Source organism: Agromyces archimandritae, assembly GCF_018024495.1.
GTDB lineage: Bacteria > Actinomycetota > Actinomycetes > Actinomycetales > Microbacteriaceae > Agromyces > Agromyces archimandritae.
The window spans coordinates 2,904,584-2,922,630 of sequence record NZ_CP071696.1 but is presented as its reverse complement, the minus strand read 5'-3'; the positions used below and the strand labels follow the sequence as shown (position 1 = coordinate 2,922,630).

At 71.7% G+C, this 18,047-nt stretch carries 16 protein-coding genes; 7 read left to right on the top strand and 9 right to left on the bottom strand.

The window, feature by feature from the left end; genetic code table 11:
• Nucleotides 1-33 precede the first annotated feature (33 nt).
• The 3 genes from G127AT_RS13430 to G127AT_RS13420 are packed head-to-tail and all read left to right on the top strand — an operon-like array spanning nt 34 to nt 3,044.
• Nucleotides 34-1,359: a magnesium transporter MgtE N-terminal domain-containing protein gene (locus tag G127AT_RS13430; protein WP_210897688.1), complete on the top strand. Its 1,326-nt coding sequence runs from the start codon at nt 34-36 to the stop codon at nt 1,357-1,359.
• Nucleotides 1,346-1,873 carry a DUF1003 domain-containing protein gene (locus tag G127AT_RS13425; protein WP_210897686.1) on the top strand — a complete coding sequence of 176 codons (528 nt, stop codon included), beginning with the start codon at nt 1,346-1,348 and terminating at the stop codon, nt 1,871-1,873. Before G127AT_RS13430 ends, G127AT_RS13425 begins: the two co-directional genes overlap by 14 nt.
• Entirely contained in the window at nt 1,854-3,044 is a 1,191-nt protein-coding gene (locus G127AT_RS13420; protein ID WP_210897684.1) for an Mrp/NBP35 family ATP-binding protein, read from the top strand. The genes G127AT_RS13425 and G127AT_RS13420 overlap by 20 nt, the downstream gene beginning before the upstream one ends.
• Nucleotides 3,045-3,050: 6 nt before the next feature.
• On the opposite strand, the gene G127AT_RS13415 is transcribed toward G127AT_RS13420, so the two are convergent.
• Both G127AT_RS13415 and G127AT_RS13410 read right to left on the bottom strand, forming a co-directional pair.
• Nucleotides 3,051-4,556 carry a pyridoxal phosphate-dependent decarboxylase family protein gene (locus tag G127AT_RS13415; protein ID WP_244857589.1) on the bottom strand — a complete coding sequence of 502 codons (1,506 nt, stop codon included), beginning with the start codon at nt 4,554-4,556 and terminating at the stop codon, nt 3,051-3,053.
• Nucleotides 4,553-5,965 (bottom strand): MFS transporter, encoded by a 1,413-nt coding sequence (locus G127AT_RS13410; RefSeq protein ID WP_210897682.1) that lies wholly within the window; start codon nt 5,963-5,965, stop codon nt 4,553-4,555. The genes G127AT_RS13415 and G127AT_RS13410 overlap by 4 nt, the downstream gene beginning before the upstream one ends.
• Nucleotides 5,966-6,022: 57 nt before the next feature.
• Here G127AT_RS13410 and G127AT_RS13405 point away from each other — a divergent pair, with 57 nt between their 5' ends.
• Nucleotides 6,023-7,573, top strand: a complete 1,551-nt coding sequence (locus tag G127AT_RS13405) for a succinic semialdehyde dehydrogenase (protein ID WP_210897680.1) — start codon at nt 6,023-6,025, stop codon at nt 7,571-7,573.
• Between the two features lie 9 nt (nt 7,574-7,582).
• On the opposite strand, the gene G127AT_RS13400 is transcribed toward G127AT_RS13405, so the two are convergent.
• Nucleotides 7,583-7,975, bottom strand: a complete 393-nt coding sequence (locus G127AT_RS13400) for a twin-arginine translocase TatA/TatE family subunit (RefSeq protein ID WP_210897678.1) — start codon at nt 7,973-7,975, stop codon at nt 7,583-7,585.
• A gap of 90 nt (nt 7,976-8,065) precedes the next feature.
• On the opposite strand from G127AT_RS13400, the gene G127AT_RS13395 reads away from it, so the two are divergent.
• On the top strand, nt 8,066-8,698 hold the full coding sequence (locus tag G127AT_RS13395; RefSeq protein ID WP_210897676.1) for an O-methyltransferase: 633 nt from the start codon (nt 8,066-8,068) through the stop codon (nt 8,696-8,698).
• Between the two features lie 73 nt (nt 8,699-8,771).
• Here the strand turns inward: G127AT_RS13395 and G127AT_RS13390 are convergent, their stop codons facing one another.
• The 3 genes from G127AT_RS13390 to dapE all read right to left on the bottom strand — a co-directional run bounded on the left by G127AT_RS13390 (nt 8,772) and on the right by dapE (nt 11,421).
• Complete coding sequence (locus G127AT_RS13390; protein ID WP_076490128.1) at nt 8,772-8,945, bottom strand: DUF3117 domain-containing protein; 174 nt, start codon at nt 8,943-8,945, stop codon at nt 8,772-8,774.
• Between the two features lie 155 nt (nt 8,946-9,100).
• Nucleotides 9,101-10,288: a hypothetical protein gene (locus G127AT_RS13385; protein ID WP_244857587.1), complete on the bottom strand. Its 1,188-nt coding sequence runs from the start codon at nt 10,286-10,288 to the stop codon at nt 9,101-9,103.
• 32 nt (nt 10,289-10,320) lie between these two features.
• Nucleotides 10,321-11,421, bottom strand: coding sequence for a succinyl-diaminopimelate desuccinylase (gene dapE / locus G127AT_RS13380; protein WP_210897674.1), 1,101 nt, complete (start codon nt 11,419-11,421; stop codon nt 10,321-10,323).
• 22 nt (nt 11,422-11,443) lie between these two features.
• Between dapE and dapD the strand changes: the two genes are divergently transcribed.
• Nucleotides 11,444-12,400 carry a 2,3,4,5-tetrahydropyridine-2,6-dicarboxylate N-succinyltransferase gene (dapD, locus tag G127AT_RS13375; protein WP_210897672.1) on the top strand — a complete coding sequence of 319 codons (957 nt, stop codon included), beginning with the start codon at nt 11,444-11,446 and terminating at the stop codon, nt 12,398-12,400.
• 113 nt (nt 12,401-12,513) lie between these two features.
• Nucleotides 12,514-15,099 (top strand): penicillin acylase family protein, encoded by a 2,586-nt coding sequence (locus G127AT_RS13370; RefSeq protein ID WP_244857585.1) that lies wholly within the window; start codon nt 12,514-12,516, stop codon nt 15,097-15,099.
• A 9-nt stretch (nt 15,100-15,108) separates the two neighbouring features.
• Here the strand turns inward: G127AT_RS13370 and G127AT_RS13365 are convergent, their stop codons facing one another.
• From G127AT_RS13365 to fdxA, 3 genes are all read right to left on the bottom strand, one after another.
• Nucleotides 15,109-16,410, bottom strand: a complete 1,302-nt coding sequence (locus G127AT_RS13365) for a citrate synthase (protein WP_244857584.1) — start codon at nt 16,408-16,410, stop codon at nt 15,109-15,111.
• Between the two features lie 198 nt (nt 16,411-16,608).
• On the bottom strand, nt 16,609-17,721 hold the full coding sequence (gene dapC / locus G127AT_RS13360) for a succinyldiaminopimelate transaminase (RefSeq protein WP_210897668.1): 1,113 nt from the start codon (nt 17,719-17,721) through the stop codon (nt 16,609-16,611).
• Nucleotides 17,721-18,041 carry a ferredoxin gene (gene fdxA / locus G127AT_RS13355; RefSeq protein ID WP_210897666.1) on the bottom strand — a complete coding sequence of 107 codons (321 nt, stop codon included), beginning with the start codon at nt 18,039-18,041 and terminating at the stop codon, nt 17,721-17,723. The genes dapC and fdxA overlap by 1 nt, the downstream gene beginning before the upstream one ends.
• Between the last annotated feature and the right edge of the window lie 6 nt (nt 18,042-18,047).

The window sequence follows — 18,047 nt, the reverse complement described above, 5'->3', positions numbered from 1 at the left end:
CTGATTCCAGGGCCGGACCACTAGGTTTGACGTGTGAGTGCAACGAGAGTCTTCGTCGCCCGACTGGCCGGCTGCGCGGTGTTCGATCCCGCAGGCGACCGGGTCGGGAAGGTCCGCGACGTCCTCGTCGTGTACCGCAAATCCGACCCGCCCCGCGTCGTCGGCCTCATCGTCGAGATCCCCGGCAAACGCCGCGTGTTCCTCTCCATCGGCCGGGTGACCTCGATCGGCGCCGGCCAGGTCATCACGACCGGCCTCATCAACATCCGCCGCTTCGAGCAGCGCGGCGGCGAGGTGCGCGTCATCGCCGAAATGCTCGGGCGCACCGTCTCCTTCAACGACGGCAGCGGCACCGCCGTCGTCGACGACGTCGCGATCGAGGAGAAGAGCGAAGGCGTCTGGGAGGTCGGCCAGCTCTTCGTGCGCCGCCCGAAGCCGACCGGCTCGCCCTTCGCGAAGGCGCCGACGGCGTTCGTCACCTGGAAAGAGGTGCGCGAGGCATCCGCCCCCGGCCAGTCGCAACCGGCCGAGCAGCTCATCGCCACCTACTCCGAGCTGAAGCCCGCCGACCTCGCGAGCACCATGCTCGACCTACCAGAGCAGCGCCGCCGCGACGTCGCCGAAGAACTGCCCGACGATCGCCTGGCGACCGTGCTCGAAGAGATGCCCGAGCAGGCGCAGATCGAGATCCTCGTCGCCCTCGGCGACGAACGCGCCGCCGACGTGCTCGACCACATGCAGCCCGACGACGCCGCCGACCTCATCGCGCAGCTGCCCGCCGAACGCGGCGAGCACCTCCTCGAACTCATGGAGCCGGAGGAGGCCGACGATGTGCGGTTCCTCCTCGCCTACCCCGCCGACACCGCCGGCGGCCTCATGACGCCCGAGCCCATCATCGTCTCGGCCGACGCGACCGTCGCCGAGGGCCTCGCCCTCATCCGCCGCCACGACCTGCCGCCGGCGCTCGGCGCCGCCGTCTTCGTGACGCTTCCGCCGTACGAGCCGCCCACCGGCCGATTCCTCGGCGTCGTCCACTTCCAGCGGATGCTGCGCTACCCGCCGCACGAGCGCCTCGGCACCCTCATCGACCAGGGCCTCGACCCCGTCACGGCCGACACCTCCGCCGCCGAGGTCAGCCGCATCCTCGCCAGCTACGACCTCGTCTCCGTGCCCGTCGTCGACGAGAAGCACCGCCTCGTCGGCGTCGTGACCATCGACGACGTGCTCGACTACCTCCTGCCCGAGGACTGGCGAAGTCATCCCGACGACGACGCCGAACGACGCGCGGCCGCCCGTGCCGCGCTGACCACCGGAAGCATCCCCATCCCCGGAAGGAGGGCAGGACATGGCGCGCGCTGAGCAGCCCGAACGTCGATTCGACACCCCGAAAGGGCTCGGACGGGGTCGCGGCGACGACAACGACCGCTTCGGCCGCTTCACCGAACTCGTGGCGCGCGGCATGGGCACCCCCTGGTTCCTCTTCGGGCTCTCGCTGTTCGTCGCGGTGTGGATGCTGTGGAACACGCTCGCCCCGGCCGACTGGCAGTTCGACCGCGCCGACTACGGCTTCATCGCCCTGACGCTCGTGCTCTCGCTGCAGGCCTCCTACGCGGCGCCCCTCATCCTCCTCGCCCAGAACCGGCAGGACGACCGCGACCGCGTGCAGATCGAGCAGGACCGTCAGCGCGCCGAACGCAACCTCGCCGACACCGAATACCTCGCCCGCGAGGTCGTCGCCCTCCGCCTCGCGATGAAGGACCTCGCCTCGCGCGACTTCATTCGCGCCGAGCTCCGCTCCCTCCTCGAGGAGATGGACAAACGCGACGAATCCGAATCCCAGGAGGAGGACGACCATGCCCGAACCCGCAGCTGAGACCGCCGAGGCCAGCGAGCTCGAACGTCGCGTCCGCGGGGCCCTCGCGACCGTCATCGACCCCGAGATCCGCCGCCCGATCACCGAACTCGACATGGTCGGCGACGTGAGCGAGGCCGACGACGGCACCGTCGACGTCGGCATCAAGCTCACCATCGTCGGCTGCCCCGCCGCCGACCGCATCGAACGCGATGTGCGCCGGGCCGCCGAACGCGTCGTCGGCGACGGCAACGCCCGCATCGCCGTGAGCGTCATGAGCCCCGAGGAGCGCAAGACCCTCACCGGGCGGCTGCGCGGCACGAAGGTCGCCCGCGGCATCCCGTACGGCCCCGACTCGCTCACCCGCGTCTACGCGATCACGAGCGGCAAAGGCGGCGTCGGCAAGTCCACCGTGACCGCGAACCTCGCCGTCGCCCTCGCCGAACGGGGCCTCAAGGTCGGCGTGATCGACGCCGACGTGCACGGCTTCTCGATCCCGGGCCTGTTCGGCCTCGCCGCCGACGACGGAACCGCGCCCAAGCCGACGAAGGTCGGCGACATGATGCTGCCGCCCGTCGCCTACGGCGTCAAAGTCATCTCCATCGGGATGTTCCTCGACGTGCCCGAAGGCCAGCGCGCCGCCTCGCAGGCGGTCGCCTGGCGCGGCCCCATGCTGCACCGCACGATCGCGCAGTTCCTCACCGACGTCTACTTCGGCGACCTCGACGTGCTGCTGCTCGACCTGCCGCCCGGCACCGGCGACGTCGCGATCTCCGTCGGCCAGCTGCTGCCGAACGCCGAGGTCGTCGTCGTCACCACCCCGCAGCCGGCCGCCGCCGACGTCGCCGAACGCTCCGGCGTCGTCGCACGCCAGACCGGGCAGAGCGTCATCGGCGTCGTCGAGAACATGGCCGGGCTCCCCCAGCCCGGCGGCGGCGTGCTCGAGCTCTTCGGCTCCGGCGGCGGCGAAGAGGTCGCCAAGCGCCTCTCCGAATCGCAGGAGCACCCCGTCGAACTGCTCGCCTCGATCCCGCTGAGCCTCGCCCTCCGCGAGGGCGGAGACGCCGGCCGACCCGTCGTGATCGCCGACCCCGCCGACCCGGCGGCCGTCGCCATCAGCGCCCTCGCCGAACGCATCGCCGCCCGGCCCCGCGCCCTGCAGGGCCGCTCGCTCGGCGTCAGCACCCGCTGAGCGGCGCTACGCGCTCCGCGGCTCGACGACGCGCGCGAGCAGTTCGACGAGCAGCCGTTCGGTGACCGCTGCCGGCAGCGCCTCGACGAGCGCGAGCACGGGCGCGAGGCGATCGGGCAGCGCTCCGCCGGCGCCGAAGAGGCCGGCGGCCGTGAGGAGCGCGAACGCGGAGTCGGAATCGAGAGCGCCGGCGAGCACCGCAGGGTCGAGGGGCGCCCCGCCGCCGGCTGCGGCGAGCAGCTCACCGAGCACCGCCTGCGGGTCGACGCGCGGCACGCCCCGCACCCGGTCGGCGCCGGCGGCGAGCGCCGGCAGCAGTTCGCCAAGCACCCCGAGGGTCACGGGCGTGATCGTGAGATGGGTCGTGTGCGGCAGGCGGGTGCCGTCGGCCTGCGCGAGGCCGGGCTGCAGCTGCAGCACGAAGCCGGCTTCGCGCACCGCATCGGCCCAATGGTGCGGGTCGACGCGGGATGCCGGTTCGCACGCCTCGTCGCACGCGACCGCGAGCAGCGGCCCGGTCGGTTCACCGACGACGCGGAGGCCCTCGATCGCATCGACGGCCCCGCGCACGGCACGCGTCGCACGGGCGGTCTCGCCGGCGAGCTCGGCGAATCCGGCCGCCCCGAGGGTGCCGGCGATGGCCCAGGCCGCGGCGAGCGGCCCGGCCGGCTTCGAGCCGGTCATCGTCGGGTTCACGACCGGGTATCCGGGCCATTCCGTGGTCGCGAAGTACTGGCGGCGCTGGCGGTCGCGGCCGCGGGTGAGCAGCACCGAGACGCCCTTGGGCGCGTACCCGTACTTGTGCAGGTCGGCGGAGAGGCTCGTGACGCCCGGGATGCGGAAGTCCCACAGCGGGGTCTCCTCCGGCCAGAACGCGAGTGCGAAGCCGCCGATGCAGGCGTCGACGTGGAGGGCGATGCCGCGCGCGGCGGCGAGTTCGGCGAGGGCGACGACGGGGTCGAGGGCGGCGACGGGATACGAGGGGGCGCTCGCCACGAGCAGGGCGACGTCGTCGCCGAGGCGTTCGGCCACGGCGTCGATGGACGGGGTGCCGCTCGCGGGGTCGACGGGCACGAGGTCGAGCTCGAGCCCGAAATAGCGGGCCGCTTTGTGGAAGGCCGCGTGCACGGTCGTCGGGGCGAGGAGGCGGGGGGTGCCCTGCCCGCCGGCGGCCCGCCAGGCGTCGCGGGCGCCCTTGACGGCGAGGAGGCAGCTCTCGGTGCCGCCGGAGGTGACGGATCCGACGACGTCGTCGTCGCCGTGGAAGGCGGTGCGGGCGAAGCCGATGACCTCGGACTCCATGACGGCGACCGAGGTGAAGGTCGTCGGGTCGAGGCCGTTGACGGGCTGGACGAGGCGGGCGGCACGGGCGGCGAGTTCGTCGAGTTCGGCGCGGCCGGAGTCGTAGACGTAGGAGAGCACGCGGCCGCCGTGGGTCGGGGCGTCGGCGTCGCGGAGGCGTTCGAGGCGGGCGAGCATTTCGTCGGGGGTCGTCATGGGCGGGGTGGTCATGGGCGGGGGCTCTCCGTTCCGGGCCGGGTGGTGATGTCGGCTCGCCGCAGCGGGTAGCGGGCCAGGGCGAGCAGGCTGAGGCCGACGAGCACGGCGGGCACGATGCTGAAGGCGACGACGATGCCGGCGACCGCCGAGTCGGGCTGGGAGAGTTCGGTGCCGCCGCTGGACTCGAGGTAGCCGGTGGCGGCCAGGACGATCGTGAGCACGGTGGCGCCGAGGGCCATGCCGGTCGTCTCCCCCGCCGTCCAGACGCCTCCGAAGGCGCCGGCGCGGCCCGGGCCGTGCCGTTCGGCGTCGTGCGAGATGACGTCGGGCAGCATCGCCATCGGCATCGACTGCATGCCGGCGTACGCGGCGCCGGCGAGCGCGATCGGCGCGTACACCCAGGCGCCCGGGGCCCACAGCATGACGGTGAGGCTCGCCGCGGCGAGCGCGAACAGCACGCTCGCCGCGGCGAAGGCGCGCTCTTTGCCGATGCGGTCGGCCAAGAGCCCCCAGAGCGGCGCGCAGAGCACGGCAGGTCCGATGAGGGCGACGAAGAGGAAGGTGAGCGCCGCATCGGAGTGCAGCACCCAGACGGCGACGTAGTTCGCGCCGGCGAGCATGAGGCCGGTGGCCAGGCCCTGCAGCACGAAGGCGGCGAGCAGCGTGCGGAAGGCGCCGCTGCGGCGGAGGGCGGCGAGCCCGGCGGCATACCCCTCGCGGATCGCGGCGCGGGGTGCGGATGCCGCACGCACCGGCCCCGGCCCGGCATCCGTCCGCTTCGCGGTCGTCGCGGCCACGAGCATCCCGGCGCCGATGGCGAGGCCGGCCACGAGCGCCATGACGAGGTAGCCGGCGTATTCGTCGCCGCCGAGGTCGCGGAGGGCCGGCCCGCCGGCGCCGAAGAGGAGGATCGCGATGGAGAGCACGACGACGCGCCAGGTGAGCAGGCGGGTGCGTTCGTCGTAGTCGTCGCTGAGTTCGGCGGGCAGGGCGATGTAGGGGACCTGGAAGAGGCTGAATGCGGTCGCCGTGAGGAGGAACGCGACGGCGACCCAGAGCCCGGCGGCCGCCGGCGGGGTGTCTGCCGGCACGGCGAAGGTCGCGAGGAAGGCGAGCGGCAGCATGATCGCGCCGGTGAGCATGAAGGGCCGGCGCGATCCGCGGACCACCAGCGATCGGTCGCTGGCGACGCCGATGAAGGGATCGATGAGCACATCCCACACCTTCGCGGCGGTGACGACGATGCCGGCGGCGAGCGGGGAGACGCCGAGGGTGTCGGTCAGGTAGAAGACGAGGACGAGGCCGGGCAGCGTGGCGAATCCGCCGGTGCCGAGCGAGCCGATCGCGTAGCGGGCGATCGTTCCGGCCGGCAGGGCGCCGGCGGCGGGGGTACGCGCTCGGGTGCGCTCCGGTGCGGCCATGCCGAGCATGCTATCCCGACTCGTGGCGGAGTGGGTCGGCTGTCCTAGACTGTGCGCATGCCAGCCCCGTCCCAGGCCACAGCCCGCTTCGCAGACCTCGCCGACGACGTCGTCGCCTCGGGCGATACGCGCATCCCCGTGCCCACCCCCTCCACGGGGGAGACCCTGCACGAGCTGCCGCAGTCCAGCGCGGATGACGTGCGCGACGCCTTCGCGCGGGCGAGGCTCGCCCAGCTCGCGTGGGCCCGCGCCGGTTTCGCGAAGCGTCGCGAGATCCTGCTGCGCGCCCACGACCTCATCCTGGAGCGCGACGAGGACCTCCTCGACCTCATCCAGCTCGAGAGCGGCAAGACCCGCGGGCAGGCGTTCGAGGAGGTGTTCTGCGCGGCGATGGTGACGCGCTACAACGCCCTCTCGGCCAAGCGCGTGCTCCGGGGCCGACGCCGGCGTGCCGGAGTGCCGACGGTCGTCTCCACGCGCGTCCGTTACCGCCCGAAGGGGGCCGTCGGCGTCGTGACGCCGTGGAACTATGCGCTGAGCCTTGCGGCGATGGATGTCATCCCGGCGCTCGCGGCCGGCTGCGCCGTCGTGCAGAAGGCCGACGATCAGGGGGCGCTCTCGATCCTGGCGCTGCGGCGTGCCTTCATCGACGCCGGCGTTCCGGAGACCGTATGGGCGGTCGTGTGCGGCACCGCCGGCGAGGTCGGCGAGAGCCTCACCGACGAGGCCGACTACATCTGTTTCACGGGGTCGACGGCCACCGGCCGCGGCATCGCCGAGAAGGCCGGGCGTCGCCTCGTGGGCGCCTCCCTCGAGCTCGGCGGCAAGAACGCGATGATCGTCACCGACGATGTGGATCCGGCGACCGCGGCCGCCGATTCCGCATACGCGTGCTTCGCCGCCATGGGGCAGCTGTGCGTCTCGGTCGAGCGGATCTACGTCGACCGCAAGGTCGCCGGCGCCTACACGGAGGCCCTGGTGGATCGGCTCCGGCACGCGACGCTCGGCTCGGCGCACGACTACTCGGCCGATTTCGGCTCGCTGGCCTCCGCGAAGCAGCTGGAGCGCGTCACCGCCCACCTGGAGGATGCGCTCGCGAAGGGTGCGACGGTGCTCGTCGGCGGCCGGCCGCGACCCGACATCGGCCCGTGGTTCTTCGAGCCGACGATCCTCACCGGCGTCACACCCGAGATGACCGTCTACGCGGAGGAGACCTTCGGCGCGATCGCCTCCCTGTACCTCACGGAGGACGACGAAGAGGCGATCTTCGCCGCGAACCGCAGCGAGTACGGGCTGAACGCGGCCGTGCTCTCGGGCTCGGTGCGCCGCGCCCAGCGCATCGCCGACCGCCTCGAGGTGGGTTCGGTGAACATCAACGAGGGCTACCGGGCGAGCTTCTCCTCGGTGGATGCGCCGATGGGCGGGGCCAAGCAGTCGGGCCTCGGGCGTCGGAACGGCCCCGAGGGGCTGCTGCGCTTCGTCGAGCCGGTGACGATCTCGGCGATGACGGGCGTGCTGCCGTTCGCGCGGGAGGGTCGGGACTATCCGGCGCTCGCCTCCCTCATGGTGCTGCTCGCCAGTGCGCTGCGCGCGATCCGCCGTCGCTGAGCCGGCCGCTCAGGTCGCTTCGGCGTCGAACGGTGCCGGTTCTCCGGGGGCGAGCGGTTCCGGGCGGGATCCCGAAGCGGTCGCCGGGGCGGCCGTCGCCTGTGCGGAGCGGCCGATCGAAGGCGCGCCGGGCTCGGCGAACGGGTCTGCATCCGAGAGGGCGTCGCGGATGATGCGCCGCGGGTCGTAGCGGCGCGGATCCAGCTGCTGCCAGTCGACCTCGTCGAATTCGGGGCCCATCTCTTCGCGCATCCGGTTCTTCGCACCGCTCGCGAGGTCGCGCAGGGAGCGGACGAGGCGTCCGAGCTGCGCGGCGTAGTGCGGCAGACGATCGGGGCCGATGAGGAAGACGGCGATCACCCCGATGAGGAGGAGCTTGTCGAACGTCAGACCACCGAACACCCCTCAAGGATAGCCGGGCGGCGAGGCGCGGCGATCGCGGCGGATGCGGCGACGTAGGCTGGGGCGTTGACAGATTCCCGGGGAGCCCTGATGTCGGACCATGACCTGAACTGGAAGTACGTCGACGAGGCGGTCGTCGAGAGCGAGGGGATCGCCCGCGCGGCGCAGCAGTCGCTCGAGCTCGGCATCGACGCCGTCTCCCCCGCGGTCGGCGCACAGCTCGCCGTGATGGCCGCCGCCGTGCGCGCCGAGTCCGTCATCGAGGTCGGCACGGGCGTCGGCGTCTCGGGCCTGTGGATGCTGCAGACCGTGCCGGGCGTGCATCTGACCTCGATCGACGCCGAGACCGAGTACCAGCAGCATGCCCGGGAGAACTTCGCCGACGCGGGCATCCCGCCGGCCCGGATCCGTCTCATCGCCGGCCGCGCCGCCGAGGTGCTGCCGAGGATGAACGAGGCGAGCTACGACCTCGTCTTCGTCGACGCCGACCCGGCGGCCGTCATCGAGTACGTCGAGCACGGCCTCCGTCTCGCCAAGCCCGGGGGCACGGTGCTCGTCGCGCATGCCCTCTGGAAGGGCCGCGTGGCCGATCCGGCCCGCCGCGACGAGGCCGCCACCGCCTTCCGCACCCTCATCGCCGAGCTCGCCGCATCCAGCGCGGTCGCCACCGCCGTCTCCCCCGCCGGCGACGGCCTCCTGCAGATCGTCAAGCTCGGCGTCTGACGCGCCGGGCCCACGAGGACGACGAAGCGGCCGAGAGCACCATGCTCTCGGCCGCTTGCCGGTATCGCTCGGGTCAGGCGGCGCCGACGACGCCCCCGAGGACGTCGTAGAGCTCCTTCGCCTCAGCATCGTTCACCGAGACGACGAGCCGGCCGCCGCCTTCGAGAGGAACGCGCACGATGATGAGGCGACCCTCCTTCACGGCCTCCATTGGTCCGTCTCCGGTGCGTGGCTTCATGGCCGCCATTGAATACCCCTTTCGTGGCTGCGAGGGTTCTATTATCCGCCATCCCGCCTGCCGCCGGGAAATCGGGAGCCGAGCTGTGGATGAACGACAAAGCCCACCGGCGATGAACGGAACCGTTCAGCACTACCGAAGCATCACCACCCCTGGTATGGGGGTCACGGCGGCGTCCAATCGCGGCCGTCGACCGCCCAGCACAGCATGAGCCAGCCGAGCTGCAGCGCGATCGAGACGACCACGGCTGCGACGCGGAAGGCCCTCGAGCGGGGCACGGCGAGCGCGCCGAGCATCGGGAACATGGGCGAGAGCATCCGGAACACGCTCGACTGCGGGAAGAACACCGCGAGCAGGTAGAGCCCGTACGAGACGAACCAGAAGCGCAGATCCGGGCCGAGTCGGCGCACCCACGGCGTCACCAGCAGCAGCGCGAAGGCGATGACGAGCGCGATGACGGCGACCGTGCCGAGCGGTTGCCCGAGCCACCAGTCCGCCGAGGTGAACCAGGGGGTGAACGGCGCGAGCTCCCCCGGCCCGATGTAGGCGGCCCGCCAGGCCAGCTCCGTGTCCGTGTATGCCGTCATCGACCCGGTCACGGCCCAGGCGATCCCCGCCCAGGCCAGGCCCGCGACGGCCGTGAAGAGGCCGAGCGCGACGAGCAGCCACCGCTCGCGGGCCGGGAACGGATCCACCCTGCGCCGGCGCAGCCGCAGCAGGAAGTGGAAGCCGAGCGCGAGCGCGAAGGCCAGCGCCCCCGGCCGCGTCACCGACCACACCGCCACCACCGGGAAGATCAGGGCGTAGCGCCGATCCACGAGGAAGAGCAGGGCGAGGCCGATGCAGAGGTAGCTGAGCGCCTCGGCATAGCCGAACTGCATGATCGCCGAGACCGGCGCGACCGAGAAGAGCACGACCGTGAAGAGGGCCTGCCCGGCATCCAGGAACCGCGTCATCAGCCGGTACAGCACGAGTGCCGCCCCGAGCCCGGCGGCGACGGAGACCAGCACCGAGGCGACGTTCCACGGCAGACCGGTGAGGGTCGCGATCCGCACGAGGAACGGATACACCGGCATGAACGCCCAGGCGTTCTCGGCGACGTGCCCCGCATCGTCGAGCGGCAGCTCGGACGGATACCCCCAGTACGCGATGAGCTGGAACCAGCGGGCGTCCCACAGATTCGCGAACGACCAGTAGTCGGGCCGCGCCGCCGTCCACGGATTCGCCCCCTGCACGTTCGCCAGCGCGAGCACGAGCACCGTGGAGACCGCCCGGCCTCCGACGAAGACGGCGAGCACCCGCATCCACCACGGCACGAGCCGCAGGCGCACCCGCCATGAATCCCGCCCCACCCTCGTGGAGCCCGGACCGGCGCCGTCCACGGCTACCCCCCGATCAGCCACGCCCGCAGCGCCCGCTCGCAGTGCTCGATCTGAGCCGACGGCACCCGCTCGTCGTCGGCATGGGCGAGCGACGGGTCGCCCGGGCCGAAATTGACCGCCGGGATGCCGAGGGCGCTGAACCGGGCGACGTCGGTCCAGCCGTACTTCGGCCGCGCCACGGCATCCACCGCCCGCAGGAACTCCTGCGCGATCGGGGCGTCGAGGCCCGGCCTGGCCCCCTCGGAGGCGTCGTCGACGACGAGCTCGTACTCGGGGAAGAGCTCGCGCATGCGCGCCTCGGCCTCGGCGGCCGTCTTGTCGGGTGCGAAACGGTAGTTCACGGTGAGCGTCGCGAGATCGGGGATGACGTTGCCGGCGACGCCGCCGCCGATCGCGACGGCGTTCAGCCCCTCGCGGTAGGCGAGCCCGTCGACCTCGATCGTCGCCGGTTCGTAGGCGGCGAGGCGTTCGAGGGCCGGGGCGAGGGCGTGGATCGCATTCTCGCCCATCCAGGCGCGGGCCGAGTGGGCCCGCCGCCCGCGCGCGGTCAGCACGACGCGCAAGGTGCCGTTGCAGCCGCCCTCGACCTCGCCGGCGGTCGGCTCGCCGAGCACCGCGAAGTCGCCGGCGAGCAGCTCGGGGCGCGTGCGCGCGAGCCGGGCGAGGCCGTTCTTGCTCGCCTCGACCTCCTCGTGGTCGTACCAGATCCAGGTGACGTCGACGGCGGGGGCGACGAGCTCGGCGGCGAGCTTCAGCTGCACGGCGACGCCGGCCTTCATGTCGACCGAGCCGCGCCCCCAGAGCACCTCCTCGCCGTCGACGGTGCGGATCTCGCCCGGCACGTTGCCGTTGATCGGCACGGTGTCGATGTGGCCGGCGATCACGACGCGCACGGGCCGGCCGAGCCCGGTGCGGGCGACGATCGCGTCGCCGTCGCGCACGAGTTCCAAATGCTCCGCGCCGGCGAGCGCCGCCTCGATGAGGTCGGCGAGGGATGCCTCGTCGCCGGAGACCGAGGGCACGTCGACGAGGCGCCGGCTGATCTCCACGACCCCCTCGCCGAGATCGAGCGGCCGGAGGGCTGAGGCGGGCGCGTCGGGCATCTGCCCATTGTACGGTTGAGGGATGCCGGAGCCCCGCGACACCCCAGCCGCCGCACGCCTCGCCGCCGCACGCGGCCTCGCGACCGTCACCCACGACGGCCGCGTCCTCGACGCCTGGTTCCCGGCGCCGGCGCTCGGATCCGCCGAAGCGCTGCCGGCCGACCGCCTCGACGAGGAGACCGGCATGGACTCGCGGCGGAACGTGCGCACCGAGCTCGTCACCGTCGAGATCGATCTGGATGCCGCCCCGGCGTCCACCCCCGACGCATACCTCCGCCTGCATGTGCTCTCGCACCTGCTCGCCCGCCCGAACACGATCAACCTCGACGGGATCTTCGCCCAGCTGCCGACCGTGCTCTGGACGAACGCCGGACCGATGGACCCCGAGGAGTTCGCGGTGCGCCGTCCCGTGCTGCAGCGGGCCGGCATCCACCCCACCGGCCTCGACAAGTTCCCCAGGCTCACCGACTACGTCGCGCCCGCCGACCGGGTACGGATCGCCGACGCCTCGCGTGTGCGGCTCGGCGCCCACCTCGCCCCCGGCACCACGGTCATGCACGAGGGCTTCGTGAACTTCAACGCCGGAACCCTCGGCCAGGCCATGATCGAGGGCCGCATCTCCCAGGGCGTCGTCGTCGGCGAAGGCAGCGACATCGGCGGCGGGGCCTCCGTCATGGGCACCCTCTCGGGCGGCGGCATGCACCGCGTCTCCATCGGCGAACGGGTCCTCCTCGGCGCCAACGCCGGCATCGGCATCTCCCTCGGCGACGACTCCATCGTCGAAGCCGGCCTCTACGTCACGGCCGGCACCAAGGTGCGCGTGCTCATGCCCGGCGAGACCGGCCCGCGCTCGGTGAAGGCCTCCGAGCTCTCGGGCGTGCCGAAACTCCTCTTCCGGCGCAACTCGCTCGACGGCGGCGTCGAGGTGCTGGCCCGCGAGGGCGGATCCACCGCCCTGAACGACGCACTGCACGCCTGAGCGGCCGCCCGCTTCCCCGCGCGCCGCACCGGCACTCCCGTTCGACGCCGGCATGGCGATACAGTGTGACCGCACCGCGGCCGCCCGGTCGCTCGGATGCACGAAGGAGTGACGTGGGCACCGACGCACCCAGAACCAGCCGACGCCGCGGACTCAAGCTGCTCGTCGGCGTCATCGTCGGCGTGCTCGTGCTCACCGTGGCCGCCGCGGGCTTCGGCTGGTGGACGGTGCAGCGCTCCTTCCCCGCCACGAGCGGGCGGATGGATCTCACCGGCCTCGACGACTCCGTCACCGTCTACCGCGACGACGCCGGCATCCCCCAGCTCGTCGCCAAGACCGAGCACGATCTGTTCTTCGCCCAGGGGTACGTCCACGCCCAGGACCGCTTCTGGGAGATGGACTTCCGCCGCCACGTCACGAGCGGCCGCCTCGCCGAACTCTTCGGCGCATCCCAGGTCGACACCGACGTCTTCATCCGCACCCTCGGCTGGCGGCAGGTCGCCGAACGCGAATACGAGGCGCTCGACGCCGACTCGAAGGCCGCCTTCGACGCCTACGCCGACGGGGTGAACTCCTACCTCGAGGGCCGGAACGGCGCCGACCTCTCGCTCGAATACGCCGTGCTCGGCCTGCAGCTGCCCGGGTACTCCCCCGAACCCTGGAGCCCGGTCGATTCGGTCGCCTGGCTGAAGGCGATGGCGTGGGATCTGCGCTCCAACCTCGACGACGAGATCGATCGAGCCCTGCTGTCGACCGAGCTGCCCGAGGAGGAGGTCGCCCGGCTGCACCCCGGCTTCCCGTCCGAGTCGGCGGCGACGATCATCGAAGGCACCCCGGCGGCCGCGCCCGCCGCACTCTCGGAACGGGCCCTGACGGGGGTCGGCAGCGACGCCTCCGCCGACCCCCTGCGCCGCCTCTCCACGGTCATCGACGGCTTGCCGGAGCTCCTCGGGCCGGCCGGCGGCGACATCGGCTCGAACTCGTGGGTCGTCTCCGGCATCCACACCGAGACCGGCCGCCCCTACCTCGCCAACGATCCGCACCTCGGGCCGGCGATGCCCTCGATCTGGACGCAGATGGGCCTGCACTGCGAAACCGTCGACGCGAACTGCCGCTACGACGTCGCCGGCTACTCCTTCTCCGGCTTCCCCGGCATCATCATCGGACACAACTCCCGGATCTCCTGGGGGCTGACGAACCTCGGACCCGACGTCGCCGACCTCTACCTCGAACGCGTGAACGAGCAGGGCTACGAGCTCGACGGCGCCGTGCTGCCCTTCAAGACGCGCGAGGAGACCATCGAGGTCGCCGGCGGCGACCCCGTCGTCGTCGAGGTGCGCGCGACCGGGCGCGGACCGATCGTCTCCGACGTCGGCGGCGACTACGCACGCATCGTCGACGGCTCCGAGGCCGCGGCCGACGGCGGCGAGTACGCGCTCTCGCTGCAATGGACGGCCCTCGAGCCCGGCCGTACGGCCGAAGCCGTCTTCCGCATCAACCGGGCGTGGGACTGGGATTCCTTCCGCGAAGGGGCCGCCATGTTCGACGTGCCCTCGCAGAACCTCGTCTACGCAGACATCCACGGCCATATCGGCTACCAGGCGCCCGGCCGTGTGCCGATCCGCAAACAGGGCGACGGCACGGTGCCCCTGCCCGGCTGGACGAGCGCGAACGGCTGGTCGGGATACCTCGCCTTCGAACAGCTGCCGAACAGCTTCGACCCCGAACGCGGCTATATCGTCACGGCGAACAACGCCGTCACGACGAACGGCCCCTTCCTCACCGCCGACTGGGACCTCGGCTACCGAGCCACGCGGATCTCGCAGCGGATCGACGAACGCATCGCCTCCGGCACGCAGATCGACCTCGACTTCATGTCCGAGGTGCAGGCCGACACCTACGATGCGAACGCGGCCCGCTTCCTGCCGGTGCTGGCAGGACTCGACGCCGACGGCGACGCCGCCCGCGGCATCCGCCTGCTCGACGGCTGGGATGCCCGTGCCGACGCCGACAGCGCCGAAGCCGCCTACTTCGCCGTGTTCTGGCGCACCCTGCTCGAGCGGATGTTCGCCGAGAAGCTGCCCGACGGCACCCAGCCGGTCGGCGGCGACCGCTGGTTCTCGGTCGTCGGCACCCTGCTCGACGAACCCGACTCGGCCTGGTGGAGCGACGAGCAGGCCGGCATCGCCGGCCGGGACGAGATGCTCCTCGCCGCCCTGGACGACGCCTGGACCGAGACGAGCGAACGGCTCGGCGCGAATCCGAAGCGCTGGCAGTGGGGGCGGCTGCACACGCTGACGATCACGAACCAGTCGTTCGGCACCTCGGGCATCGGCCCCGTCGAGTGGATGTTCAACCGGGGACCGTACGAGCTCGGCGGCGGGTCGGCGATCGTCGACGCCGTCGGCTGGAACGCGCGCGAGGGCTACGAGGTGAACTGGATCCCCTCGATGCGCATGGTCGTCGATCTGAAGAACTTCGACCGCTCGCGCTGGGTGAACCTCACCGGGGCCTCAGGCCACGCCTTCCATCCGAACTACGTCGATCAGGCCGAGCTGTGGGCATCGGGGCAGACGCGAGTCTGGCCGTTCAGCAAGGGAGCGGTGCACGATGCCGCGACCGAGAGCCTGGTGCTCCGGCCCGATCCGGATGCGCCGCGCGTCACCGAGCCGGCGACGAGCGAGCCCGCGGCCGAATAGCCCCGCGAGTCAGGCGCGCGGGAAGCGGCGCTCGGCCTCGCCGATGTACAGCTGCTGCGGGCGGCCGATCTTCGTCTGCGGGTCGAGGTTCATCTCGCGCCAGTGCGCGATCCACCCCGGCAGACGGCCGATCGCGAACAGCACGGTGAACATGCGCGTCGGGAAGCCCATCGCCTTGTAGATGACGCCGGTGTAGAAGTCGACGTTCGGGTAGAGGCGGCGCTCCTTGAAGTAGTCGTCCTCGAGGGCGAACTGCTCGAGCTCCTTGGCGATGTCGAGCAGCGGGTCGCTCACGCCGAGGCCGGCGAGGACCTCGTCGGCCGACTCCTTGACGAGCTTGGCGCGCGGGTCGTAGTTCTTGTAAACACGGTGTCCGAAGCCCATGAGCTTCACACCGTCTTCCTTGTTCTTGACCCGCTCGACGAAGCGGCCGACGCCCTCGCTGGAGTCGCGGATGCGCGCGAGCATCTGCAGTACGGCCTCGTTCGCGCCGCCGTGCAGGGGCCCGTAGAGGGCGTTGATGCCCGCGGAGATCGAGGCATAGAGGTTGGCGCCGGTCGAGCCGACGAGGCGAACCGTGGAGGTCGAGGCGTTCTGCTCGTGGTCCTCGTGCAGGATGAGCAGCCGGTCGAGGGCCTTGGCGAGGACCGGGTCGATCTCGTAGGGCTCGGCCATGTTGCCGAAGTTCAGCTTCAGGAAGTTGTCGACGAAGGAGAGCGAGTTGTCGGGGTATAGGAAGGCCTGCCCGATGCTCTTCTTGTGCGCATAGGCGGCGATGACCGGAAGCTTGGCGAGCAGGCGGACGGTGGTGAGCTCGACGTGCTCGGGGTCGTGCGGGTCGCTCGAGTCCTCGTAGTAGGTCGAGAGGGCCGAGACGGCGCTCGAGAGCACCGACATGGGGTGCGCCGTGTGCGGCAGTGCCGAGAAGAAGCGCTTGAGGTCTTCGTGCAGCAGGGTGTGGCGGCGGATCTTCTCGTCGAACTCGGCGAGCTGGTCGGCCGTGGGCACCTCGCCGTAGATCAGGAGCCAGGCGACCTCGAGGTAGGTCGAGTGCTCGGCGAGCTGCTCGATCGGGTAGCCGCGGTAGCGCAGGATGCCCTTTTCGCCGTCGATGTAGGTGATCGCCGAGCGCGTCGAGGCGGTGTTCACGAAGCCGTAGTCGAGGCCGGTGAGCCCGGTCTGGCGGGTGAGGCTCGACAGGTCGAGGCCCGAGGCGCCGGTCGCCGAGCGCCGGATGGGGAACTCGGCCGTGCCGCCGGGATGATTCAGAGTCGCGATCTCTTCGTTCGCGTTCGTTGCGGCGTCGCCCACGGAGCCTCCTGTGATCGTCATGTTCGCGGTCACCTGCCTCGGTTCGGACCGCGGGGTGCCGCGGCCCGAATACAGCCTAGACATATCGGAGCCCAACTGTTGCATCCGCCAATCGTTCACCCCTCCGCCTTGACGTCGTGCACAAAGGCACGGCGTCCGCGTCCTCATGCCCGCGGCGGCGCGAGCGGATGCCGTGGCTCAGCGGCCCCCGGCGAGGCGTTCGGCGGCGGCGGCGATCCGCTCGTCGCTCGCCGTGATCGACAGGCGCACATGCTCCGGCGCATGGACCCCGTAGAAATGCCCCGGTCCGCCGAGGATCCCGAGCTCGGCGAGCTCGCCGAGCGTCTCCCAGGCATCCGCCCCCCTCGTCGCCCAGAGGTAGAGCCCGGCTTCGCTCCGGTCGATCCGGAACCCGGCCGTCTCGAGCGCGGCCTTCAGCACCTCGCGCCGGGCGCGGTAGCGCTCGCGCTGCACGTCGACGTGGGCGTCGTCGCCGAGGGCGACGGCCATCGCGTGCTGCAGCGGCCCGGGCACCATGAGCCCGGCGTGCTTGCGGACCGTGGTGAGGCGGGAGACCACCCCGCCGCATCCGGCGAGGAACGCCGTGCGGTAGCCGGCCATGTTCGACTGCTTCGAAAGCGAGGAGATCGCGAGCGTGTCGCGGCGGCTCTCGCCGCCCGTGACGCGGGGGTCGAGGATGCTCGGGATGCGCTCCCGATCCCACGGCTCCTCCCAGCCGAGTTCGGCATAGCATTCGTCGTTGACGATGACGGCGCCGAGTTCGAGGGCGCGTTCGCGTGCTGCGCGCAGCTCCTCGACGCCGAGCACGCGCCCGTCGGGGTTACCGGGGCTGTTCAGCCAGACGAGCTTCGTCTCTGCCGGCCACTCCGAGGGGTCGTCGCTCGCCATCGCCGTCGCGCCGACGAGCACGGCGCCGATCTCGTAGCTCGGATAGGCGATGCGGGGGTGGACGACGACGTCGCCCTCCCCGAGGCCGAGGAGGAACGGCAGGAGCGCGACGAGCTCTTTCGAGCCGATCGTCGGCAGCACATTGCGGTCTTCGAGGCCGGGCACGCCGCGGCGGCGTTCGAACCAGTCGATGATCGCGGCGCGGAGCTCCGGCGTGCCGACCGTCGTCGGATAGGCGTGGGCGTCGGACGCGTCGGCGAGGGCATCGCGCACGAGCGCCGGGGTCGGATCCACCGGCGAACCGATCGAGAGGTCCACGATGCCGCCGGAATGCGCGGCCGCCCGCTCCCGGTACGGGGCCATGAGGTCCCAGGGGTAGTCGGGCAGCTCCCCGCGCGCCATCAGTGCCCCTGCGGGGGAAGCGCCGCGATGAGCGGGTGGTCCTTCGGGATCACGCCGACCTTCGCCGCGCCGCCCGGGGAGCCGATCTCGTCGAAGAACTCGACGTTGGCCTTGTAGTAGTCGGCCCATTCCTCGGGCAGGTCGTCCTCGTAGTAGATCGCCTCGACCGGGCAGACCGGCTCGCATGCGCCGCAGTCGACGCATTCGTCGGGGTGGATGTAGAGCGAACGCTCGCCCTCGTAGATGCAGTCCACGGGGCATTCGTCGACGCATGCGCGGTCTTTGACGTCGACACAGGGAAGGGCGATGACATAGGTCACTTGGTT

Coding starts and splice junctions, on each gene's coding strand:
- dapD (WP_210897672.1), top strand. CDS start 11,444: ATGCCGGAGCCCCGCGACACCCCAGCCGCCGCACGCCTCGCCGCCGCA.
- G127AT_RS13420 (WP_210897684.1), top strand. CDS start 1,854: ATGCCCGAACCCGCAGCTGAGACCGCCGAGGCCAGCGAGCTCGAACGT.
- G127AT_RS13425 (WP_210897686.1), top strand. CDS start 1,346: ATGGCGCGCGCTGAGCAGCCCGAACGTCGATTCGACACCCCGAAAGGG.
- G127AT_RS13410 (WP_210897682.1), bottom strand. CDS start 5,965: ATGGCCGCACCGGAGCGCACCCGAGCGCGTACCCCCGCCGCCGGCGCC.
- G127AT_RS13405 (WP_210897680.1), top strand. CDS start 6,023: ATGCCAGCCCCGTCCCAGGCCACAGCCCGCTTCGCAGACCTCGCCGAC.
- dapE (WP_210897674.1), bottom strand. CDS start 11,421: ATGCCCGACGCGCCCGCCTCAGCCCTCCGGCCGCTCGATCTCGGCGAG.
- G127AT_RS13390 (WP_076490128.1), bottom strand. CDS start 8,945: ATGGCGGCCATGAAGCCACGCACCGGAGACGGACCAATGGAGGCCGTG.
- G127AT_RS13395 (WP_210897676.1), top strand. CDS start 8,066: ATGTCGGACCATGACCTGAACTGGAAGTACGTCGACGAGGCGGTCGTC.
- dapC (WP_210897668.1), bottom strand. CDS start 17,721: ATGGCGCGCGGGGAGCTGCCCGACTACCCCTGGGACCTCATGGCCCCG.
- G127AT_RS13415 (WP_244857589.1), bottom strand. CDS start 4,556: ATGACCACCCCGCCCATGACGACCCCCGACGAAATGCTCGCCCGCCTC.